This is a genomic window from Streptomyces sp. SAS_270 (assembly GCF_052543295.1).
Window position 1 is genome coordinate 23510 of record NZ_JBMNDS010000096.1, and the last position, 14692, is coordinate 38201.

Consider the following 14692-nt stretch of genomic DNA (forward strand, 5'->3'; position numbering starts at 1 on the left):
TCCTCGGGTGAATCGGGGTGAAGCGTTCAGGCTACGTCCGTGACGGCGCCCGAGGAGCACCGCTCACCCCCCCTTTCAAGGCCCGCCAGGCCCGGGTCAGTGCGAGCGTGAGCGGGGCTTCGCCGCCTGCGGGCAGACAGCCGTCGAGCATACGGACCAGTACCTCGCCCGGGCCCAGTTCCAGGTACGTGGTGACGCCGTCCTGGTGCAGGCGGTGGACCGCGTCCGCGAACCGGACCGGCTCGCGGATCTCCCGGACCCAGAACTCCGGTGAGACGGCCTCGTTCTCGACGGGCTCCGCGGTGATGTCCGAGACGAGCGGGGTGCGAGGGACATGCAGTTCCACGGTGCGCAGGGCGTCCCGGAAGCCGTCCAGCAGGGTGTCGAGGTGCGGGGAGTGGGCTGCCACGTCCGCGCGCAGCATCGTGGTCCGCCGGCCCCGGGCCGCCCACTTTTCGGTCAGGGCCGTCACGTCGTCCCGGTCCCCGGACACGACCACGGACCGGGGGCCGTTGACGGCCGCGACCACCACGCCGCAGTCCAGGTCCAGTTCGTCCGGGGATGCCTCCAGCGCGGCCATGGCACCGCCCTTGGGCAGGGCGCCCATGAGACGCGACAGTGTGCCGACGGCGCGGCAGGCGCCCGCGAGGGAGAAGACGCCCGCGGCATGGGCGGCGGCCATCCGGCCGGCCGAGTAGCCGAACAGCACATCGGGCTTGAGCCCCCAGCTCTCCAGCAGCCGCAACTGCGCGGTCTGCAGGGCGAAGAGCGCCGGATTCGTGAACGAGGTCCGGTCCAGCAGAGCGGCCGTGCGGGTATCGGCCTCGGCGAACATCACGTCCCGCAGCGGCAGGCCGAGGTAGGGGTCGAGTTCTCGGCAGACCTCGTCGAGGGCGTCGGCGAACACCGGGAAGGCCTCGTACAGTTCACGGCCCATGCCCGGCTGCTGCGAGCCGGCGCCGGAGAACAGAAACGCGGTCAGGCCCTCGGGAGGAGTCAACGTCACTGCCGCAGCCGCCGGTTGCGGCCTTTGCCGGGTGAGCCGCTCGACCACTTCCTGCGCCGAATCGCACACGATGACGCGCTCCAGGTCCCCCGGCTGCAGGAAGCCCTCGTCGCGGGCGTGTTCCAGGAACGCCAGCAGCGGTCGGTAGAAGCCGTGCGGGTCCAGCAGGAGGCACGGCTTTCGGTGGATGCGCAACTGGGCCCAGGCCAGCGCCTCCAGCAGCTCCTCCGCCGTACCCAGTCCGCCGGGCAGCGCGACGAACGCGTCGGCCGACTCGGCCATGCGCGCCTTGCGCTCGTGGATGCCCGCGACGACCTGGAGGTCGGTGAGGCCGTCATGGGCGATCTCGTACGGCAGCATGCGGCGCGGGATGACTCCGGTGACGGATCCTCCGGCGGCCAGGGCGGCGTCCGCGACCGCGCCCATCAGGCCGGTCCGGGCGCCGCCGTAGACGAGTCGCAGCCCCGACTCGGCGAGGGCGCGGCCGAGTTCGGTGGCGCTTCGCAGATGGCCGGGCCGGTGGCCGGGGGAGGAGCCGCAGAACACGGTCACCGTGGTCACGGCCACAGTCCGGGCCCCCTGGTCAGGATGCGGTAGGGATCGTGGCGGTCCTTCGCCCGCGCCAGCACGTCCCAGGTGTTCCCGAAGTGCCGGCGCCAGTCCTCGCAGGTCATCGGCAGCGCGCTCACCGGGTGGACGACCCCGCCGAGTTCCCTCGCCCGCTCGTACACCGCGCGGTTGGCGGCCACCGAGCGCCGTACGGCCGACGGGTTCGCGGGCGGCGCCGTACGCATCAGGGAGAACACATGGAGGAGTTCGCCCGACGGGCGGCGCAGCAGCGGGGTGTGCAGACGGCCGCCGAGGAGGGGGTGGAGCTGGACGACCCCGCTGGTGCGCAGGTCGTTCTGGGCGCTGTCCGCCAGTACCTCCGCCACGAAGGCGGGGGCGGTCCGCGCGGGGAGCAGCAGGGTGAGCCAGGGGTGCGGGCGCTGCCATTCGCCGGTGACGCGCAGGATCCGCTCGGCGCGGTCCAGCCGGTGGAGATGGGCCCCGTAGGACACGTCCTCGATCTCCACGGTGTCGCGCACGTGTCCGAGGTCGCCGATCAACAGGTCGTCGTCGAGCGGCAGATGGCCTGTTCGGTGCGGAACGACCGCCTCGATCATGTAGTGCCAGGTGTGGTGAAGGGCGGGCCGCACCTGTCCGTCCAAGTGGCTGAAGCGCCGGTCGCGGACCAGTCGGTGCTGGTCGGCGAAGAAGCTCTCCGGGCTCTGGTGGTAGAGGCGGTAGCGGCGTACGCGCTCGGGGGCCGGCGTCAGCCGGAGAGTGGCCCGCACGATCAGGGCACATTGGCCGAGGCCCGCCAGCACGGCGTCGAAGAGACCCGGGTGCAGGTCGGGTGAGCACGTCACCAGCTCTCCGGTGCCGGTGACGACGTCCAGCGACGCCACCGCGTCGGAGACGAGGCCGTGGTGGTGGCTCGACGTGCCGATGCCTCCGGTGCTCAGCACTCCGCCGACGCTGCTGCCGAGGTGGTCGGTGAGCACCGGCGGCGTGAGGTGCTCGGCGAGTGCGGCGCGTACGACGTCCCGCCACAGGGCGCCCGCCTCGGCCACCAGTGTCCGCTCGCCGGGCGTGCAGTCCACCCGGTTCAGCGCGCCCATGTCGAGGACGAAACCGCCGTCGGCCTGCCCCTGGCCGTACAGGGAGTACCCGCCGCCTCGGGCGGACACCGGCCGCCCGCGCGGGCCGGCGAACGCGATGACGTCCTGCACGTCGCGAACCGTGCGCGGGGTGAGGACGCCCCACGGACGGGTGCTGACGACATGCCCGAAGTCGGCCGCCGCCCGGGTCAGCTCCTCGGCCCGGGTGCTCGGGGCGGTGGGGAGCTGAGAGGTGTGGGTCATGCCGCGTCTCCCAGCACGTCGATGTCGACGTCGAATCCGGGTCCGGTCCCGGAAATGTGGTCCTTGAACATTTCGGCGAAGACGCGGTACTGAAGGAATCCGTGCTCGGCGTGCCGTTCGGCGATCAGAGCGGCCATTCGTTCCACGACAGGAGGGGAGAGTGGTTGTTCATGGATCGTCTCCACGTCGAGCGCGTACTTGGCGCAGCATTCGAGGACGGCCTCGAAGCCGTTGACGGAAGCGGTGAAAAGCCGTAGGTCCGGCTCACGCCACAAGGTCGCCAATTCCTCCAGGAGGCTTCTGCCGGGTGAGGGCGGAGCGATCATTTCGTGGGCGCGGCGGGTGAGCGCGGCGAGGTAGTCGACGCGGGAGGGGAGGGGGAGAAGGCGTACGGACAGGTGCCAGGAGGGTTTGGGGACGCGGGTGGTCAGGGTGCGCAGCAGGGAGATCGAGCCGCCCTCGACGATCACGAACCGATGGCGTGCACCCAGTCGCGCCACCAGGGCGATGAGCGCGTCCGCCGCCTTGTCCGCGGATAAGTCGCCGTCGGGGACGGTCCGTTCGTCCAGCCAGTAGCGCCGTGCGCCCGGCGCCTGTGCCCCCGCGCGGGCGCTGGTGGTGGTGAGGTCCGTGAAGCACTGCAGCCGGTCGGCGACGACGATCGGGGCGCCGGTGACCCGGGCGAGTTCGGTGGCCGCCGCGCTCTTTCCCGAGCCGGTCGGTCCGGCGATCAGATGGACGAAGGGATGCGCCGCGGTATGCGGTCGACTGCTGGTCATGGGAGTTCCTCCCGGTCTGTGCACATGCCATTCGGTCGCCGTCAACCTACTCATCCGGGCGGGCCGGAAACACCACCGGTATCCCCGGACAGGGCAAAGAGATTTCCACCTTTCCCTCGGCTTGTTAAAGGTTAAAGTTCATGGATTTCTGGGGTGGATACTTGGGAATCCAAGGTGAAGTGAGAAGGTCTCGCCCGGTTCTTACCTATTTCTTGACGCGTTGAATGCGCGTAAACAATTCCTAGGAGTCTCCTGTGCAGTCGGAAATGTTGACCGCTCTCACCGAAACCCTGCCGGACCTGGCCCGCGAAGACTCCCTGTCCGGCGGCTCGCTGCTCATCGGATACGAGTCCGCGCAGGAGGTCGGCCGGTTCGCGGCCCGCGCGGGCTGGAGTGTGCACGTTCCGGGCCACCCGGATGAGGTGCGCGCGGCGGTGCGGAAGGCCGCCGCCGGCACCGGGCAGGCCTACATTCACGTGTCCCGGCACTCCAACGCCGAGCCGCGCGCAGCCGCCGACGGCTTCGAGATGGTCAGGGAGGGGCGCGCGGGCGTCGTGCTCGCGGTGGGCGCCACCCTTGATCCGGTACTGCGCGCCACGGCCGGACTGGACCTCGCGGTCCTCTACGCCACCACCGTGCGGCCCTTCGACGCGGTGGGCCTGCGTACGGCCGTCCTCGCCGCCGACCATGCGGACGTCGTGCTCGCGGAGCCGTACCCGCGCGGCACGTGCGCCCATCAGGTGGCCGAGACACTGGTCCACGTACCGCATCGGCTGCTCGCCCTGGGGGACGAGGACGGACTGGACGGCGAGCACATCGCCCGGGCGCTACGGGACTTCGTCAGGTGAACCGTGCTCCACGGCCCCCGGCGTCGATGCGAGGGGGCCTCGGCGGGGATGCCATCCTTGACCTTCGAAAGGTCACGAAGGGTGGAGTGCGATACCCCCTCTCCGAAATTACCCCGCGGGGTACTTCTTCGGCTTCCGCGGGGCGGAAAATGTGCACCGCATGGACGGGGTGCGCTTGGATCATGTGAAGAGAGCCGCGCCGACACGGGTCGGCGTTCGCAGGGACCGACGGAAGGGTTCGTCACCATGGCGCAGGAAGTACGCGGCGTGATCGCACCGGGCAAGAACGAGCCGGTGCGCATCGAGACGATCATCGTGCCGGATCCGGGGCCCGGCGAGGCCGTGGTCAAGATCCAGGCGTGCGGCGTGTGCCATACCGACCTGCACTACAAGCAGGGCGGGATCAGCGACGACTTCCCGTTCCTGCTCGGCCACGAGGCGTCCGGCATCGTGGAGTCGGTCGGCGCCGGCGTCACCGACGTCGCACCCGGCGACTTCGTGATCCTCAACTGGCGTGCGGTGTGCGGGAACTGCCGGGCGTGTCTGCGCGGACGGCCCTGGTACTGCTTCAACACGCACAACGCCAAGCAGCGGATGACGCTGACCGACGGCACCGAGCTGTCCCCGGCCCTGGGCATCGGCGCCTTCGCCGAGAAGACCCTCGTCGCCGCCGGACAGTGCACCAAGGTCGACCCGGCCGTCTCCCCGGCGGTGGCGGGCCTGCTGGGCTGCGGTGTGATGGCCGGTATCGGCGCCGCGATCAACACGGGCAACGTCGGCCGGGGCGACACGGTCGCGGTCATCGGCTGCGGCGGTGTCGGCAACGCGGCCATCGCCGGGTCCCGGCTGGCCGGTGCGGCGAAGATCATCGCCGTGGACATCGACGACCGCAAACTGACCACCGCACAGAAGATCGGCGCGACACACACCGTCAACTCGCGCGCCGCCGACCCCGTCGAGGCGATCCGTGAGCTGACCGGCGGCTTCGGCGCCGACGTCGTCATCGAGGCGGTCGGTCGCCCGGAGACGTACCAGCAGGCCTTCTACGCCCGCGACCTGGCGGGCACGGTCGTCCTCGTCGGCGTACCCACCCCGGAGATGAAGCTGGAGCTGCCCCTGCTGGACGTCTTCGGACGCGGCGGAGCCCTCAAGTCGTCCTGGTACGGCGACTGCCTGCCCTCGCGCGACTTCCCGATGCTGATCGACCTGCACCTCCAGGGGCGGCTGGACCTGGACGCGTTCGTGACCGAGACGATCGCCCTGGACGAGGTGGAGCCCGCCTTCGAGCGGATGCACCACGGCGACGTGCTGCGCTCGGTGGTGGTGCTGTGATGACGACACGCATCGAGCACCTCGTCACCACGGGCACCTTCTCCCTCGACGGCGGCACCTGGGACGTCGACAACAACGTCTGGATCGTCGGCGACGACCATGAGGCGATCGTCATCGACGCCGCGCACGACGCCGACGCCATCGTCGAGGCGGTGGGCGGACGGCGGCTCACCGCCATCGTGTGCACGCACGCCCACAACGACCACATCGACGCGGCCCCCGCCCTCGCCGAACGCACCGGCGCCACGATCTGGCTGCACCCCGACGACCTGCCCCTGTGGAAGCAGACCCATCCCGACCGGCTCCCCGACGCCTGGCTCGCCGACGGCCAGGTGATCGAGGCGGCCGGCGCCGACCTGACGGTCCTGCACACCCCGGGCCATGCGCCGGGCGCGGTCTGCCTGTACGACCCGGGCCTGGGCACGGTCTTCACCGGCGACACCCTCTTCCACGGCGGTCCGGGTGCGACCGGCCGTTCCTACTCCCACTTCCCCACGATCATCGACTCGATCCGTGAGCGCCTGCTCGCCCTCCCGGCGGACACGGTGGTACGCACCGGCCACGGCGAGACGACCACCGTGGGGGCCGAGGCCCCGCATCTGGAGGAGTGGATCGCCCGAGGGCACTGACGGCTGCGGGACACCCGCGCGTGACCCGTCAGCGACCCCGGCCGGTGTTGAGCCGGGCGGCCTGGCGCGTCAGATGGTCGCGCTCGGCGAGGTTGGGTGCCTTGCGGGCCGCCTCGGCGTACAGCCGCGCCGCCGTCACCAGGTCGCCGTCACGCTCGTGGAGGTACGCCGCCACCGCGGCGTGGCGGGGCAGCGCGTCGTCCACCTCCGCGAGCGCCGCCAGCCCCGCGCGAGGTCCGTCGGCCTCGCCGACGGCCACCGCGCGGTTGAGCCGGACGACCGGGCTGTCGGTCAGGCGCGCGAGCTCGTCGTACCACTCGACGATCTGTACCCAGTCGGTCTCCTCGGCGGTGAGCGCGTCGGCGTGGAGCGCCGCGATGGCGGCCTGGGCCTGGAACTCGCCCAGCCGGTCGCGGGCGAGGGCCGTCCGAAGGATCTCGACACCCTCCGCGATCGCCCCGGTGTCCCAGCGGCCGCGCTCCTGCTCGGCGAGCGGGACCAGGCTGCCGTCGGGCGCGGTGCGGGTGGCGCGCCGGGCGTGGTGGAGCAGCATGAGGGCGAGCAGCCCCGCCACCTCGCCGGAGAGAATGTGGCGAGCGTCGATCGCGGCCGCGAGCTGCCGGGTGAGCCGGATGGCCTCGGCGGCGAGGTCGACGTCGCCGGAGTAGCCCTCGTTGAAGACCAGGTAGAGGACACGCAGCACGGTCGCGACATCGCCGGGCTGGTCGAACCGCACGCCGGAGACGGTGCGCTTGGCCCGGCTGATGCGCTGCGCCATGGTCGCCTCGGGCACCAGGTAGGCCTGGGCGATCTGGCGGGTGGTCAGCCCGCCGACGGCGCGCAGCGTGAGCGCGACCGCGGACGACGGCGTCAGCGACGGGTGGGTGCACAGGAAGTAGAGCTGGAGCGTGTCGTCCACCGCGGGCGCGGGCCCGGCCGCCGGCTCCTCGTCGAGACGGTCCTCCCGCCTGCGGCGGGCGGTGTCCGCCCGGGTCGCGTCGAGGAACTTCCGCCAGGCCACGGTGACCAGCCAGCCCTTGGCGTCCCGCGGCGGGTCGGCCGGCCAGCCGCGGACCGCCTCGACCAGCGCGTCCTGCACGGCGTCCTCGGCCGCCGCGAAGTCTGCTCCGCGGCGGACGAGGATCCCGAGCACGCTCGGCGTGAGACTCCTCAGCAGGGTCTCGTTCATCGACGTGGTCACTCCGTGATGGTGGGTGACACGCCGTAGAACGGGCGCAGTTCGAGCCACTCGTGGATCGGCTTCCCGCCCGCCCCGGGGGCGGCCGACAGTTCCCCGGCCAGCTCGAGGGCGCGCTCGTAGCTGTCCACGTCGATCACCATCCAGCCCGCGATGACGTCCTTGGTCTCGGCGAACGGGCCGTCGGTGACCGGCGGGCGCCCCTCACCGTCGTACCGCACGAACGTGCCCTCGGGGGCGAGCGCCTGGCTGTCGACGAACTCGCCGGTCTTCTCCAGCCGGGCCGCGAAGTCGTTCATGTACTGCAGGTGGGCCGAGATCTCCTGCGGCGTCCACTGGTCCATGGGTACGTCGTTGGCCGGGGCCGGAGCGCCGCGGTAGTGCTTCAGGAGCAGGTACTTGGCCATGGTGTGTCTCCTCGGTGCTGGTGCGACCCATTGTGGTCGCGTTCACCACGGGGACGGAGCGGGGCGCGGGTTCTCGACATCGCTGCCGAAGTTTTTTCTGGGCCGATCCGGGCTGATCCACGAAGAGCCCGGAAAGGCGACAGAAGATGTCCGAATTCCACGAGACGCTCGTACACGGTCAAGGACAAGGGAGGCCGGACATGCCGGGACCGTTGGAGGGCAAGGTCGCACTCGTCGCCGGGGCGACCCGGGGAGCGGGGCGAGGGATCGCGGTGGAACTCGGCGCGGCCGGCGCCACCGTCTACGCGACGGGCCGCAGCACGCGGGCGCGGCGCTCGGAGTACGACCGGCCCGAGACCGTCGAGGACACGGCGGAGCTGGTCACCGCGGCCGGCGGGCAGGGGATCGCCGTACCCACGGATCACCTGGTACCCGCCGAGGTCCGGGCACTCGTGGACCGCATCGCCGCCGAGCAGGGGCGGCTCGACGTCCTTGTCAACGACATCTGGGGCGGCGAACTCCTCTTCGAGTGGGACACCCCCCTCTGGGAGCACGACCTCGACAAGGGGCTGCGGCTGCTGCGCCTCGCGGTCGAGACGCACGCGATCACCAGCCACCACGCACTGCCCCTGCTGCTGCGCGAGCCGGGCGGACTCGTCGTCGAAATGACCGACGGAACCGCCGAGTACAACCGCGACACCTACCGGGTCTCGTTCTTCTACGACCTGGCCAAGGCGTCCGTCCTGCGCATGGCGTTCGCCCTGGGCCACGAACTGGGCCCCCGTGGTGCCACCGCGGTGGCGCTCACGCCCGGCTGGCTCCGCTCGGAGATCATGCTCGAGCAATTCGGCGTGACGGAGGAGAACTGGCGTGACGCCCTGCAGCGGGTCCCGCATTTCTGTATCTCCGAAACCCCGTCCTACGTGGGTCGTGCGGTCGCCGCGCTCGCCGGTGATCCGGAGGTGGCACGCTGGAACGGTGCCTCGCTCTCCAGCGGGCAGCTCGCCGGGACGTACGGCTTCACGGACCGCGACGGCAGCCGCCCCGACGCCTGGCGCTACCTCGTCGAGGTCCAGGACGCGGACAAACCCGCGGACGCGACCGGCTACCGCTGAGGGGATCGGACACCGCCGGGCACCCGGGGTGGCGTGACGGCCCAGTGGCCCCCGTGGCCGGGCGGCAGGGAGAGGTCGCGGCGGATCGCGGCGTAGTACGACTCGCGCCCGGCCCGCTGCCGTTCGATCAGGACCTGCCATGCCTGCGGGTCCTGGATGCGGTCGCCGAGGAACCGCTCCATCTCGATGACCACGAGCACCCACTCGCGCGCCTTCTGCACCACCTCCTCGGTTCCCAGCAGGAGCAGCGCCTCGCCCGAAGGATCCCGGCCCACGGCGGCCTCGGCCAGGAGAGGGGCCGCCTCCTCGGGGGACAGGGGGTGCGGGTGGGGGTCGTTGCCGAGGTGGGCCGCCACACGGTAGGCCAGCGTGATGGACTTCTTGAGATACCTCGCGTAGTCCGAGTACACCGCGAGCCGCCGTTCCTCCCAGCGGGCCGCCTGCTCGCGCCGGAACCTGACCTGATCACCGCGTACGACGACCAGATACGAGCCGAGGGCGCCGACGATCACGCCGAACAGCGCCGGGAGTTGCTGCATGAACGCGGACATGGCCGCACGGTATCTGTTCCCGCGACGATCATGGCAGTACCTTCCCTGCCATGACTGACGTGACTGGGACGAGGCGCTTCGAGGGGTACGGGGTGGTGATCACCGGCGCGGCCCGCGGGATCGGCGCGGCGACAGCCCGACGGCTGGCCGGGGAGGGCGCCCAGGTGCTCGTCACCGACGTGGACCTGACCGAGGCGGAGCGGACAGCGGCGTCGATCCGTGAACAGGGCGCGCGGGCCGAGGCGTTCCTGTGCGACGTGGGGGAGCGGACATCGGTCGAGGCCGCCGTCGCGCACGCCGTCGAGGCCTTCGGCTCCCTCGATGTGCTGGTCAACAACGCCTACCACTGCACCCCCGACGCCCCGCTCTTCGAGGACGAGCCGGACGAGACCTGGGCGCGCGATCTCGACCTCACGCTCACCGGGGCGTACCGCTGCTGCCGCGCCGCGCTGCCGCACCTGGCGGCCTCGGGGCGCGGCGCCATCGTCGGCATCGGCTCCGTCAACGGACTTCAGGACTTCGGCAATCACGCCTACAGCGCTGCCAAGGCGGGGCTCGGATCACTGACGCGTACGCTCGCGGGACACGCGGCCCCGCGCGGCGTCCGCGTCAACCTGGTGGCGCCCGGCACGGTCCGCACCACGGCGTGGCAGGGCCGGGAAGCCCAACTGGACGTGCTGCGGCAGTTGTATCCCCTGGGCAGGGTCGGCGAACCCGACGACATCGCGGCGGCCGTCGCCTTCCTCGCCTCCCGGGACGCGGCATGGATCACGGGGACGACGCTGTGCGTGGACGGCGGACTGCTCTCGGTCAACACCGGGTTCCGGTACGCGGCCCGACAACACGGTAGCGACGCTTAAAGACCCCTGAAGATCTTTTCACTTGTGCTACGGAGAGGGCGTCGGGCACCGTTCGGAGGCCAGGTCGCCCACCGAATGAACGGATCATGCAGCCGCACTCCCCTTGGCGCTTCGCCGACTTCCGCACCCTGTTCACCGGCAGCGCCCTCAGCCACCTCGGCACGAACATCGGCTACGTCGCCGTCCCCCTCATCGCCGTCGCCGCGCTCGACGCGAGTCCCGGCCAGGTCGGCGCACTGGCCACGCTGAGTACGCTCGCCTTCCTGCTCATCGGGCTGCCCGCCGGGGCCTGGGTCGACCGGATGCGGCAGCGCCGGGTGCTGATCGGCGCGGACCTGGCCCGCGCGCTGCTGTTCGCCTCCGTCCCGCTCGCCTGGTGGCTGGACGCGCTCACCCTCGGCCACCTGTACGCGGTGGTCCTGCTCAACGGCTGCGCCACCGTCTTCTTCGACGTCGCCTCGCAGAGCGCGCTGCCCCAACTGGTCGACCGTGAGGCGCTGGTGGACGCGAACGCCGCCATGATGAGCCTGATGGCCGCGAGCAATGTGGCCGGGCGCGGCGCGGGAGGCGGGCTCGTCCAACTGCTGACGGCGCCCGTGGCCGTACTCGGCACCGCGGTCGCCTACCTCGCCTCGGCGCTGCGGCTCACCGCGATCCGCGGCGCCGGACTCCCGGCGGACCGACGGCCGCGGGCGAGACTGCGGACCCAGATCGCCGAGGGTCTGCGTCATGTCCTCGGCAACGGGGAACTCCGCGCCCTTGCCCTTACCGCGGCCCTCTCCAATCTCGGTTCGCAGATCATCAACACCATGCTTCCGGTGCTCTTCTACCGCCAACCCGGCCTCGGCGCAGGAGCGTTGGGCCTGTACTGGGCGGCGGGCGGGGCCGGTCTGCTGCTGGGGGCCCGAAGCGCACGCCCCGTCGCCGAGCGCTTCGGGTACGGCCGCGCGCTGGGCCTGGCGGGACTCTGCCTCGCGCCGGCCGGTCTGCTGGTGCCGCTGGTCGACCGCGGCGCCGGTCTGTGGATCGCGGGCGGCGGATGGGTGCTCGCCATGTTCAAGGTGGGCATGGACAACGTGCTCGGCGTGAGTCTGCGTCAGCGGATGACCGCCGACTCCCTCCTCGGCCGTATGAACGCCACCTTCCGATTCCTGCTGACGGGCGCACTCGCCGTGGGCGCCGCAGTGTCGGGACTGCTCGGTGAACTGGTCGGTGTGCGCGCCACGTTGTGGGTCGGCGGCGCCTTCCTCGCCACCGCCTTCCTGCCGGTCTTCCTGTCGCCCGTCCGCACGCGCCGCGAACTTCCGCAGCAGCGACGGGAGCCGGCGATCAGCGCTCCGTAGCCGCGCTGTCGTGGGCGCCGGTGTCAGGACAGCGCGCCGGCGGCCGTCGACAGGGCCTCGAACACGCGGTCCGTATCGGCCTCGGAGGTACGCCAGTTGCTGAACGCCGCCCGCAGCCCGTGCGTCCCGTCGTAGACCGTCGGCGTCACGAAGGCCTCGCCCGAGTCGGCGACCGCGCGGGCGACGGCGTGCACCCGCTCCTGCGTCGGCTCGCCGGCCAGGGTGAAGCACACGACGTTGAGCCGGACCGGCGCCAGAAGCCGCAACTGCCCTGTCCCCGCGATCCGTTCACCGAGACGCCGCGCGAGCGCGACGTTCCGCTCGACGATCTCGCGATGCCCCGCACTGCCGTACGCCGCCAGCGAGAACCAGGCCGGCAGGGCCCGCAGCCGCTGCGAGTTCTCCGGCGTCAGGTGGAGGAAGTCCGGGTCACCGGTGGGGAGCCCGAGGTAGGGCGAGGCGTTGTGGAAGACCCTGACCTGGAGGTCCTGGCGGCGGGTGAACTGCACGGCCGCGTCGTAGGGGACGTTGAGCCACTTGTGCAGGTCGACACAGACGGAGTCCGCCGCGTCGAGACCCTCGACCAGGTGCGCGTGCTCAGGCGACAGCGCGGCGAAGGCACCGAACGCGGCGTCCACGTGGAGCCAGAAGTCGTAGCGCTCCTTCAGCGCGACGATGGCCCGCAGGTCGTCGAAGTCCACCGTGTTCACCGTCCCGGCGTTCGCCACGACGACGGCCGGGGCCCCACCGAGGGCCTCCAGGGCGGCGGCCAGCTGCCCCACGTCGACCGCCTCGCGGTTGCCGGCGAGCACCGGCACCGCGCGCAGCCGGTCGCGGCCGATCCCCAGCACGGACAACGCCTTGGTGACGCTGGAGTGCGGGCTGCCCGACAGCACGTCGAACGGACCCAGCGCGGCGACCCCCTCCCGCGACACCGAGACCCCACGACGCTCGCCCACCCACTCCCGGGCGATGGCGAGCCCCACGGTGTTGGAGACCGTCGCGCCCGTCACGAACGCCCCGCTGTGCGCCGCGCTCAGCCCGAACAGCTCGCGCAGCCAGCCCAGCGTCTCCCGTTGCAGGGCGGCCGCGGACGAGCCGCCGCTGCCCGAGGCGTTCTGGTCGAACGCGCCGGCCAGCCAGTCCCCGGTGAGCGAGGCGGGGGTGGCACCACCCGTGACGAAGCCGAGATAGCGGGGCCCCGCGGAGCCGGAGAAGCCCGGGGCCCAGCGCTCGGCGAACCGGGCGAGGGCACCCTCCGCACCGACGCCCTCACTCGGCAGGGGCTCGGGGTCGGGCGCCTTGCCGGGACGGGCCACCGGCCGGTCGTCGAGCCCGCTCACCTCCCGAGCGGCGAAGTCGCGGGCGGACCGGAGAACTTCGGGGAGCCGGGAGAGGTCGTCGGCGAGTGTGGGGTGCATGGACGGCAGCGTAGGCGGGCGCCGGTCCGAAAAGCCTGGTCCAGTCGAGAGAAACTGGACCAATGCACAGAGGATTCGCCGCCACGCTCGGCGGCTGGCGCACCGCACACGAGCCGCTGGCCGGAGCGCTGTCCGCAGCCGTTCGCGAGGCGGTCGTCGACGGCCGCATCCCCGCGGGCACCCGGCTGCCGTCCGAGCGCGAACTCGCCCGCACCCTCGACCTCAGCCGCGGCACCGTCGTCTCCGCCCTCGCCCTGCTGCGCGACGACGGCTGGCTGCACACCCGGCACGGCAGCGGCAGCGTCGTCCGCCTGCCCGAGCGGCTCACCCGACGCACCACGCCGTGGTCACTGGACAGGGGCGGCGCGAGCGACGCGGACCTCGACCTGACGCTCGCCGTGACGGCCGCACCCCACCGGGCGTACCTCGCCGCCCAGGGCCGGGCCGTCGAGCGCAGCGCCGCCCTGCTCGTCGACTCGGGGGTGGCGGACGCGGGGCTGCCGCGCCTGCGTGAACTGCTCGCCGAGCGGTACACGCGCGAGGGCCTGGGCACCCGCCCCGAACAGATCCTCGTCACCTCCGGCGCCCGCGCCGCGCTGACCCTCCTCCTCGATCATCTGCACACCGACCGGCGAGCGCCCGTCGCCGTGGAGAGCCCCACCTTCCCGGGATTCCTGGACATCCTGCGGCGCCGCCGGGCCCGGCTGCTGCCCGTGCCCGTGACGGCTGCCCACGGCTGGGACACCGGGCGTCTGGCCGAGACCGTCCGCCGCCGGGCACCCCAACTCGTCTGCCTCACCCCCGACTTCCACAACCCCACCGGCGCGCTCATGCCCGACGCGACCCGCGCCGAGGTCGCCGCGCTCGCCGAAGGGCACCCCCTCACCGTCGTCGTCGACGAGACCCTGCGCGAGCTGGATCTACGGACACCGGCCCGGCCCGTGCCGCATCTGTCCGGGCCCGGGGTGGTCCGGATCGGCTCGGCGGGCAAGGTGCTGTGGAGCGGGCTGCGCATCGGCTGGATCCGGGCCGGCTCCGACCTCGTACGCGAAATCCGGCGCAACCCGCTGCAGGCCCAGTTGTCCCCACCGCCCCTGGAACAGCTGATCGCCGCCGAGCTCCTCGGCGACGGCCTGGAGGAGATCGTCGCCGACCGCCGCGACCGCCTGCGCGCCCAGCGCGACCACCTCGCGGCACTCCTCGCCGACACCGGGTGGACGTACGACCTCCCCGACGGAGGGCTCTCCCTCTGGCTGCACCTCGGTTCCACGACGGCCACGGAGCTCGGGGCGCGGG

14 protein-coding genes are annotated in these 14692 nt (G+C 72.0%); 7 read left to right on the top strand and 7 right to left on the bottom strand.

The genetic code is table 11. The annotated features are described in order from the left end of the window. Positions 1–31: 31 nt before the first annotated feature. Genes ACN6LB_RS39820 through ACN6LB_RS39830 form a run of 3 tightly spaced genes read right to left on the bottom strand, consistent with a single transcriptional unit; the run spans position 32 to position 3692 of the window. Positions 32–1567: a TIGR00730 family Rossman fold protein gene (locus tag ACN6LB_RS39820; protein ID WP_445030133.1), complete on the bottom strand. Its 1536-nt coding sequence runs from the start codon at positions 1565–1567 to the stop codon at positions 32–34. Continuing rightward, positions 1564–2913, bottom strand: coding sequence for an FAD-binding protein (locus tag ACN6LB_RS39825; protein WP_445030134.1), 1350 nt, complete (start codon positions 2911–2913; stop codon positions 1564–1566). Before ACN6LB_RS39825 ends, ACN6LB_RS39820 begins: the two co-directional genes overlap by 4 nt. Continuing rightward, positions 2910–3692: an isopentenyl transferase family protein gene (locus tag ACN6LB_RS39830; protein WP_445030135.1), complete on the bottom strand. Its 783-nt coding sequence runs from the start codon at positions 3690–3692 to the stop codon at positions 2910–2912. The genes ACN6LB_RS39825 and ACN6LB_RS39830 overlap by 4 nt, the downstream gene beginning before the upstream one ends. A gap of 254 nt (positions 3693–3946) precedes the next feature. Here ACN6LB_RS39830 and ACN6LB_RS39835 point away from each other — a divergent pair, with 254 nt between their 5' ends. The 3 genes from ACN6LB_RS39835 to ACN6LB_RS39845 all read left to right on the top strand — a co-directional run bounded on the left by ACN6LB_RS39835 (position 3947) and on the right by ACN6LB_RS39845 (position 6501). Continuing rightward, on the top strand, positions 3947–4540 hold the full coding sequence (locus ACN6LB_RS39835) for a transketolase (RefSeq protein WP_445030136.1): 594 nt from the start codon (positions 3947–3949) through the stop codon (positions 4538–4540). 246 nt (positions 4541–4786) lie between these two features. Beyond that, positions 4787–5872: an S-(hydroxymethyl)mycothiol dehydrogenase gene (locus tag ACN6LB_RS39840; RefSeq protein ID WP_356139833.1), complete on the top strand. Its 1086-nt coding sequence runs from the start codon at positions 4787–4789 to the stop codon at positions 5870–5872. Next, entirely contained in the window at positions 5872–6501 is a 630-nt protein-coding gene (locus ACN6LB_RS39845; RefSeq protein WP_445030137.1) for an MBL fold metallo-hydrolase, read from the top strand. The genes ACN6LB_RS39840 and ACN6LB_RS39845 overlap by 1 nt, the downstream gene beginning before the upstream one ends. A 28-nt stretch (positions 6502–6529) precedes the next feature. Here the strand turns inward: ACN6LB_RS39845 and ACN6LB_RS39850 are convergent, their stop codons facing one another. After that, positions 6530–7690 carry an RNA polymerase sigma factor gene (locus ACN6LB_RS39850; protein ID WP_445030144.1) on the bottom strand — a complete coding sequence of 387 codons (1161 nt, stop codon included), beginning with the start codon at positions 7688–7690 and terminating at the stop codon, positions 6530–6532. An 8-nt stretch (positions 7691–7698) separates the two neighbouring features. Further along, entirely contained in the window at positions 7699–8106 is a 408-nt protein-coding gene (locus ACN6LB_RS39855) for a YciI family protein (RefSeq protein WP_445030138.1), read from the bottom strand. 200 nt (positions 8107–8306) lie between these two features. On the opposite strand from ACN6LB_RS39855, the gene ACN6LB_RS39860 reads away from it, so the two are divergent. Beyond that, positions 8307–9221: an SDR family oxidoreductase gene (locus ACN6LB_RS39860; protein ID WP_445030139.1), complete on the top strand. Its 915-nt coding sequence runs from the start codon at positions 8307–8309 to the stop codon at positions 9219–9221. Here the strand turns inward: ACN6LB_RS39860 and ACN6LB_RS39865 are convergent. After that, positions 9212–9772, bottom strand: coding sequence for a hypothetical protein (locus ACN6LB_RS39865; protein ID WP_445030140.1), 561 nt, complete (start codon positions 9770–9772; stop codon positions 9212–9214). The two genes, ACN6LB_RS39860 and ACN6LB_RS39865, sit on opposite strands and share 10 nt — an antisense overlap. A gap of 59 nt (positions 9773–9831) precedes the next feature. Between ACN6LB_RS39865 and ACN6LB_RS39870 the strand changes: the two genes are divergently transcribed. Further along, positions 9832–10632 (top strand): SDR family NAD(P)-dependent oxidoreductase, encoded by an 801-nt coding sequence (locus tag ACN6LB_RS39870; RefSeq protein WP_445030145.1) that lies wholly within the window; start codon positions 9832–9834, stop codon positions 10630–10632. A gap of 86 nt (positions 10633–10718) precedes the next feature. Further along, positions 10719–11975, top strand: a complete 1257-nt coding sequence (locus ACN6LB_RS39875; protein ID WP_445030141.1) for an MFS transporter — start codon at positions 10719–10721, stop codon at positions 11973–11975. 23 nt (positions 11976–11998) lie between these two features. Here ACN6LB_RS39875 and ACN6LB_RS39880 read toward each other — a convergent pair whose 3' ends face one another. After that, the gene (locus ACN6LB_RS39880) at positions 11999–13396 is read right to left on the bottom strand and encodes a pyridoxal phosphate-dependent decarboxylase family protein (protein ID WP_445030142.1); all 1398 of its coding nucleotides are present in this window, start codon (positions 13394–13396) and stop codon (positions 11999–12001) included. 62 nt (positions 13397–13458) lie between these two features. Here ACN6LB_RS39880 and ACN6LB_RS39885 point away from each other — a divergent pair. After that, positions 13459–14692: aminotransferase-like domain-containing protein (locus tag ACN6LB_RS39885; RefSeq protein WP_445030143.1), on the top strand; the 1234-nt coding region annotated here is incomplete at its 3' end.

Bases quoted from the DNA above. Each gene is read 5' to 3' on its own strand.
- ACN6LB_RS39860 (WP_445030139.1), top strand. From the start codon at position 8,307: ATGCCGGGACCGTTGGAGGGCAAGGTCGCACTCGTCGCCGGGGCGACC.
- ACN6LB_RS39850 (WP_445030144.1), bottom strand. From the start codon at position 7,690: ATGAACGAGACCCTGCTGAGGAGTCTCACGCCGAGCGTGCTCGGGATC.
- ACN6LB_RS39845 (WP_445030137.1), top strand. From the start codon at position 5,872: ATGACGACACGCATCGAGCACCTCGTCACCACGGGCACCTTCTCCCTC.
- ACN6LB_RS39875 (WP_445030141.1), top strand. From the start codon at position 10,719: ATGCAGCCGCACTCCCCTTGGCGCTTCGCCGACTTCCGCACCCTGTTC.
- ACN6LB_RS39825 (WP_445030134.1), bottom strand. From the start codon at position 2,913: ATGACCCACACCTCTCAGCTCCCCACCGCCCCGAGCACCCGGGCCGAG.
- ACN6LB_RS39830 (WP_445030135.1), bottom strand. From the start codon at position 3,692: ATGACCAGCAGTCGACCGCATACCGCGGCGCATCCCTTCGTCCATCTG.
- ACN6LB_RS39865 (WP_445030140.1), bottom strand. From the start codon at position 9,772: ATGTCCGCGTTCATGCAGCAACTCCCGGCGCTGTTCGGCGTGATCGTC.
- ACN6LB_RS39840 (WP_356139833.1), top strand. From the start codon at position 4,787: ATGGCGCAGGAAGTACGCGGCGTGATCGCACCGGGCAAGAACGAGCCG.
- ACN6LB_RS39855 (WP_445030138.1), bottom strand. From the start codon at position 8,106: ATGGCCAAGTACCTGCTCCTGAAGCACTACCGCGGCGCTCCGGCCCCG.
- ACN6LB_RS39880 (WP_445030142.1), bottom strand. From the start codon at position 13,396: ATGCACCCCACACTCGCCGACGACCTCTCCCGGCTCCCCGAAGTTCTC.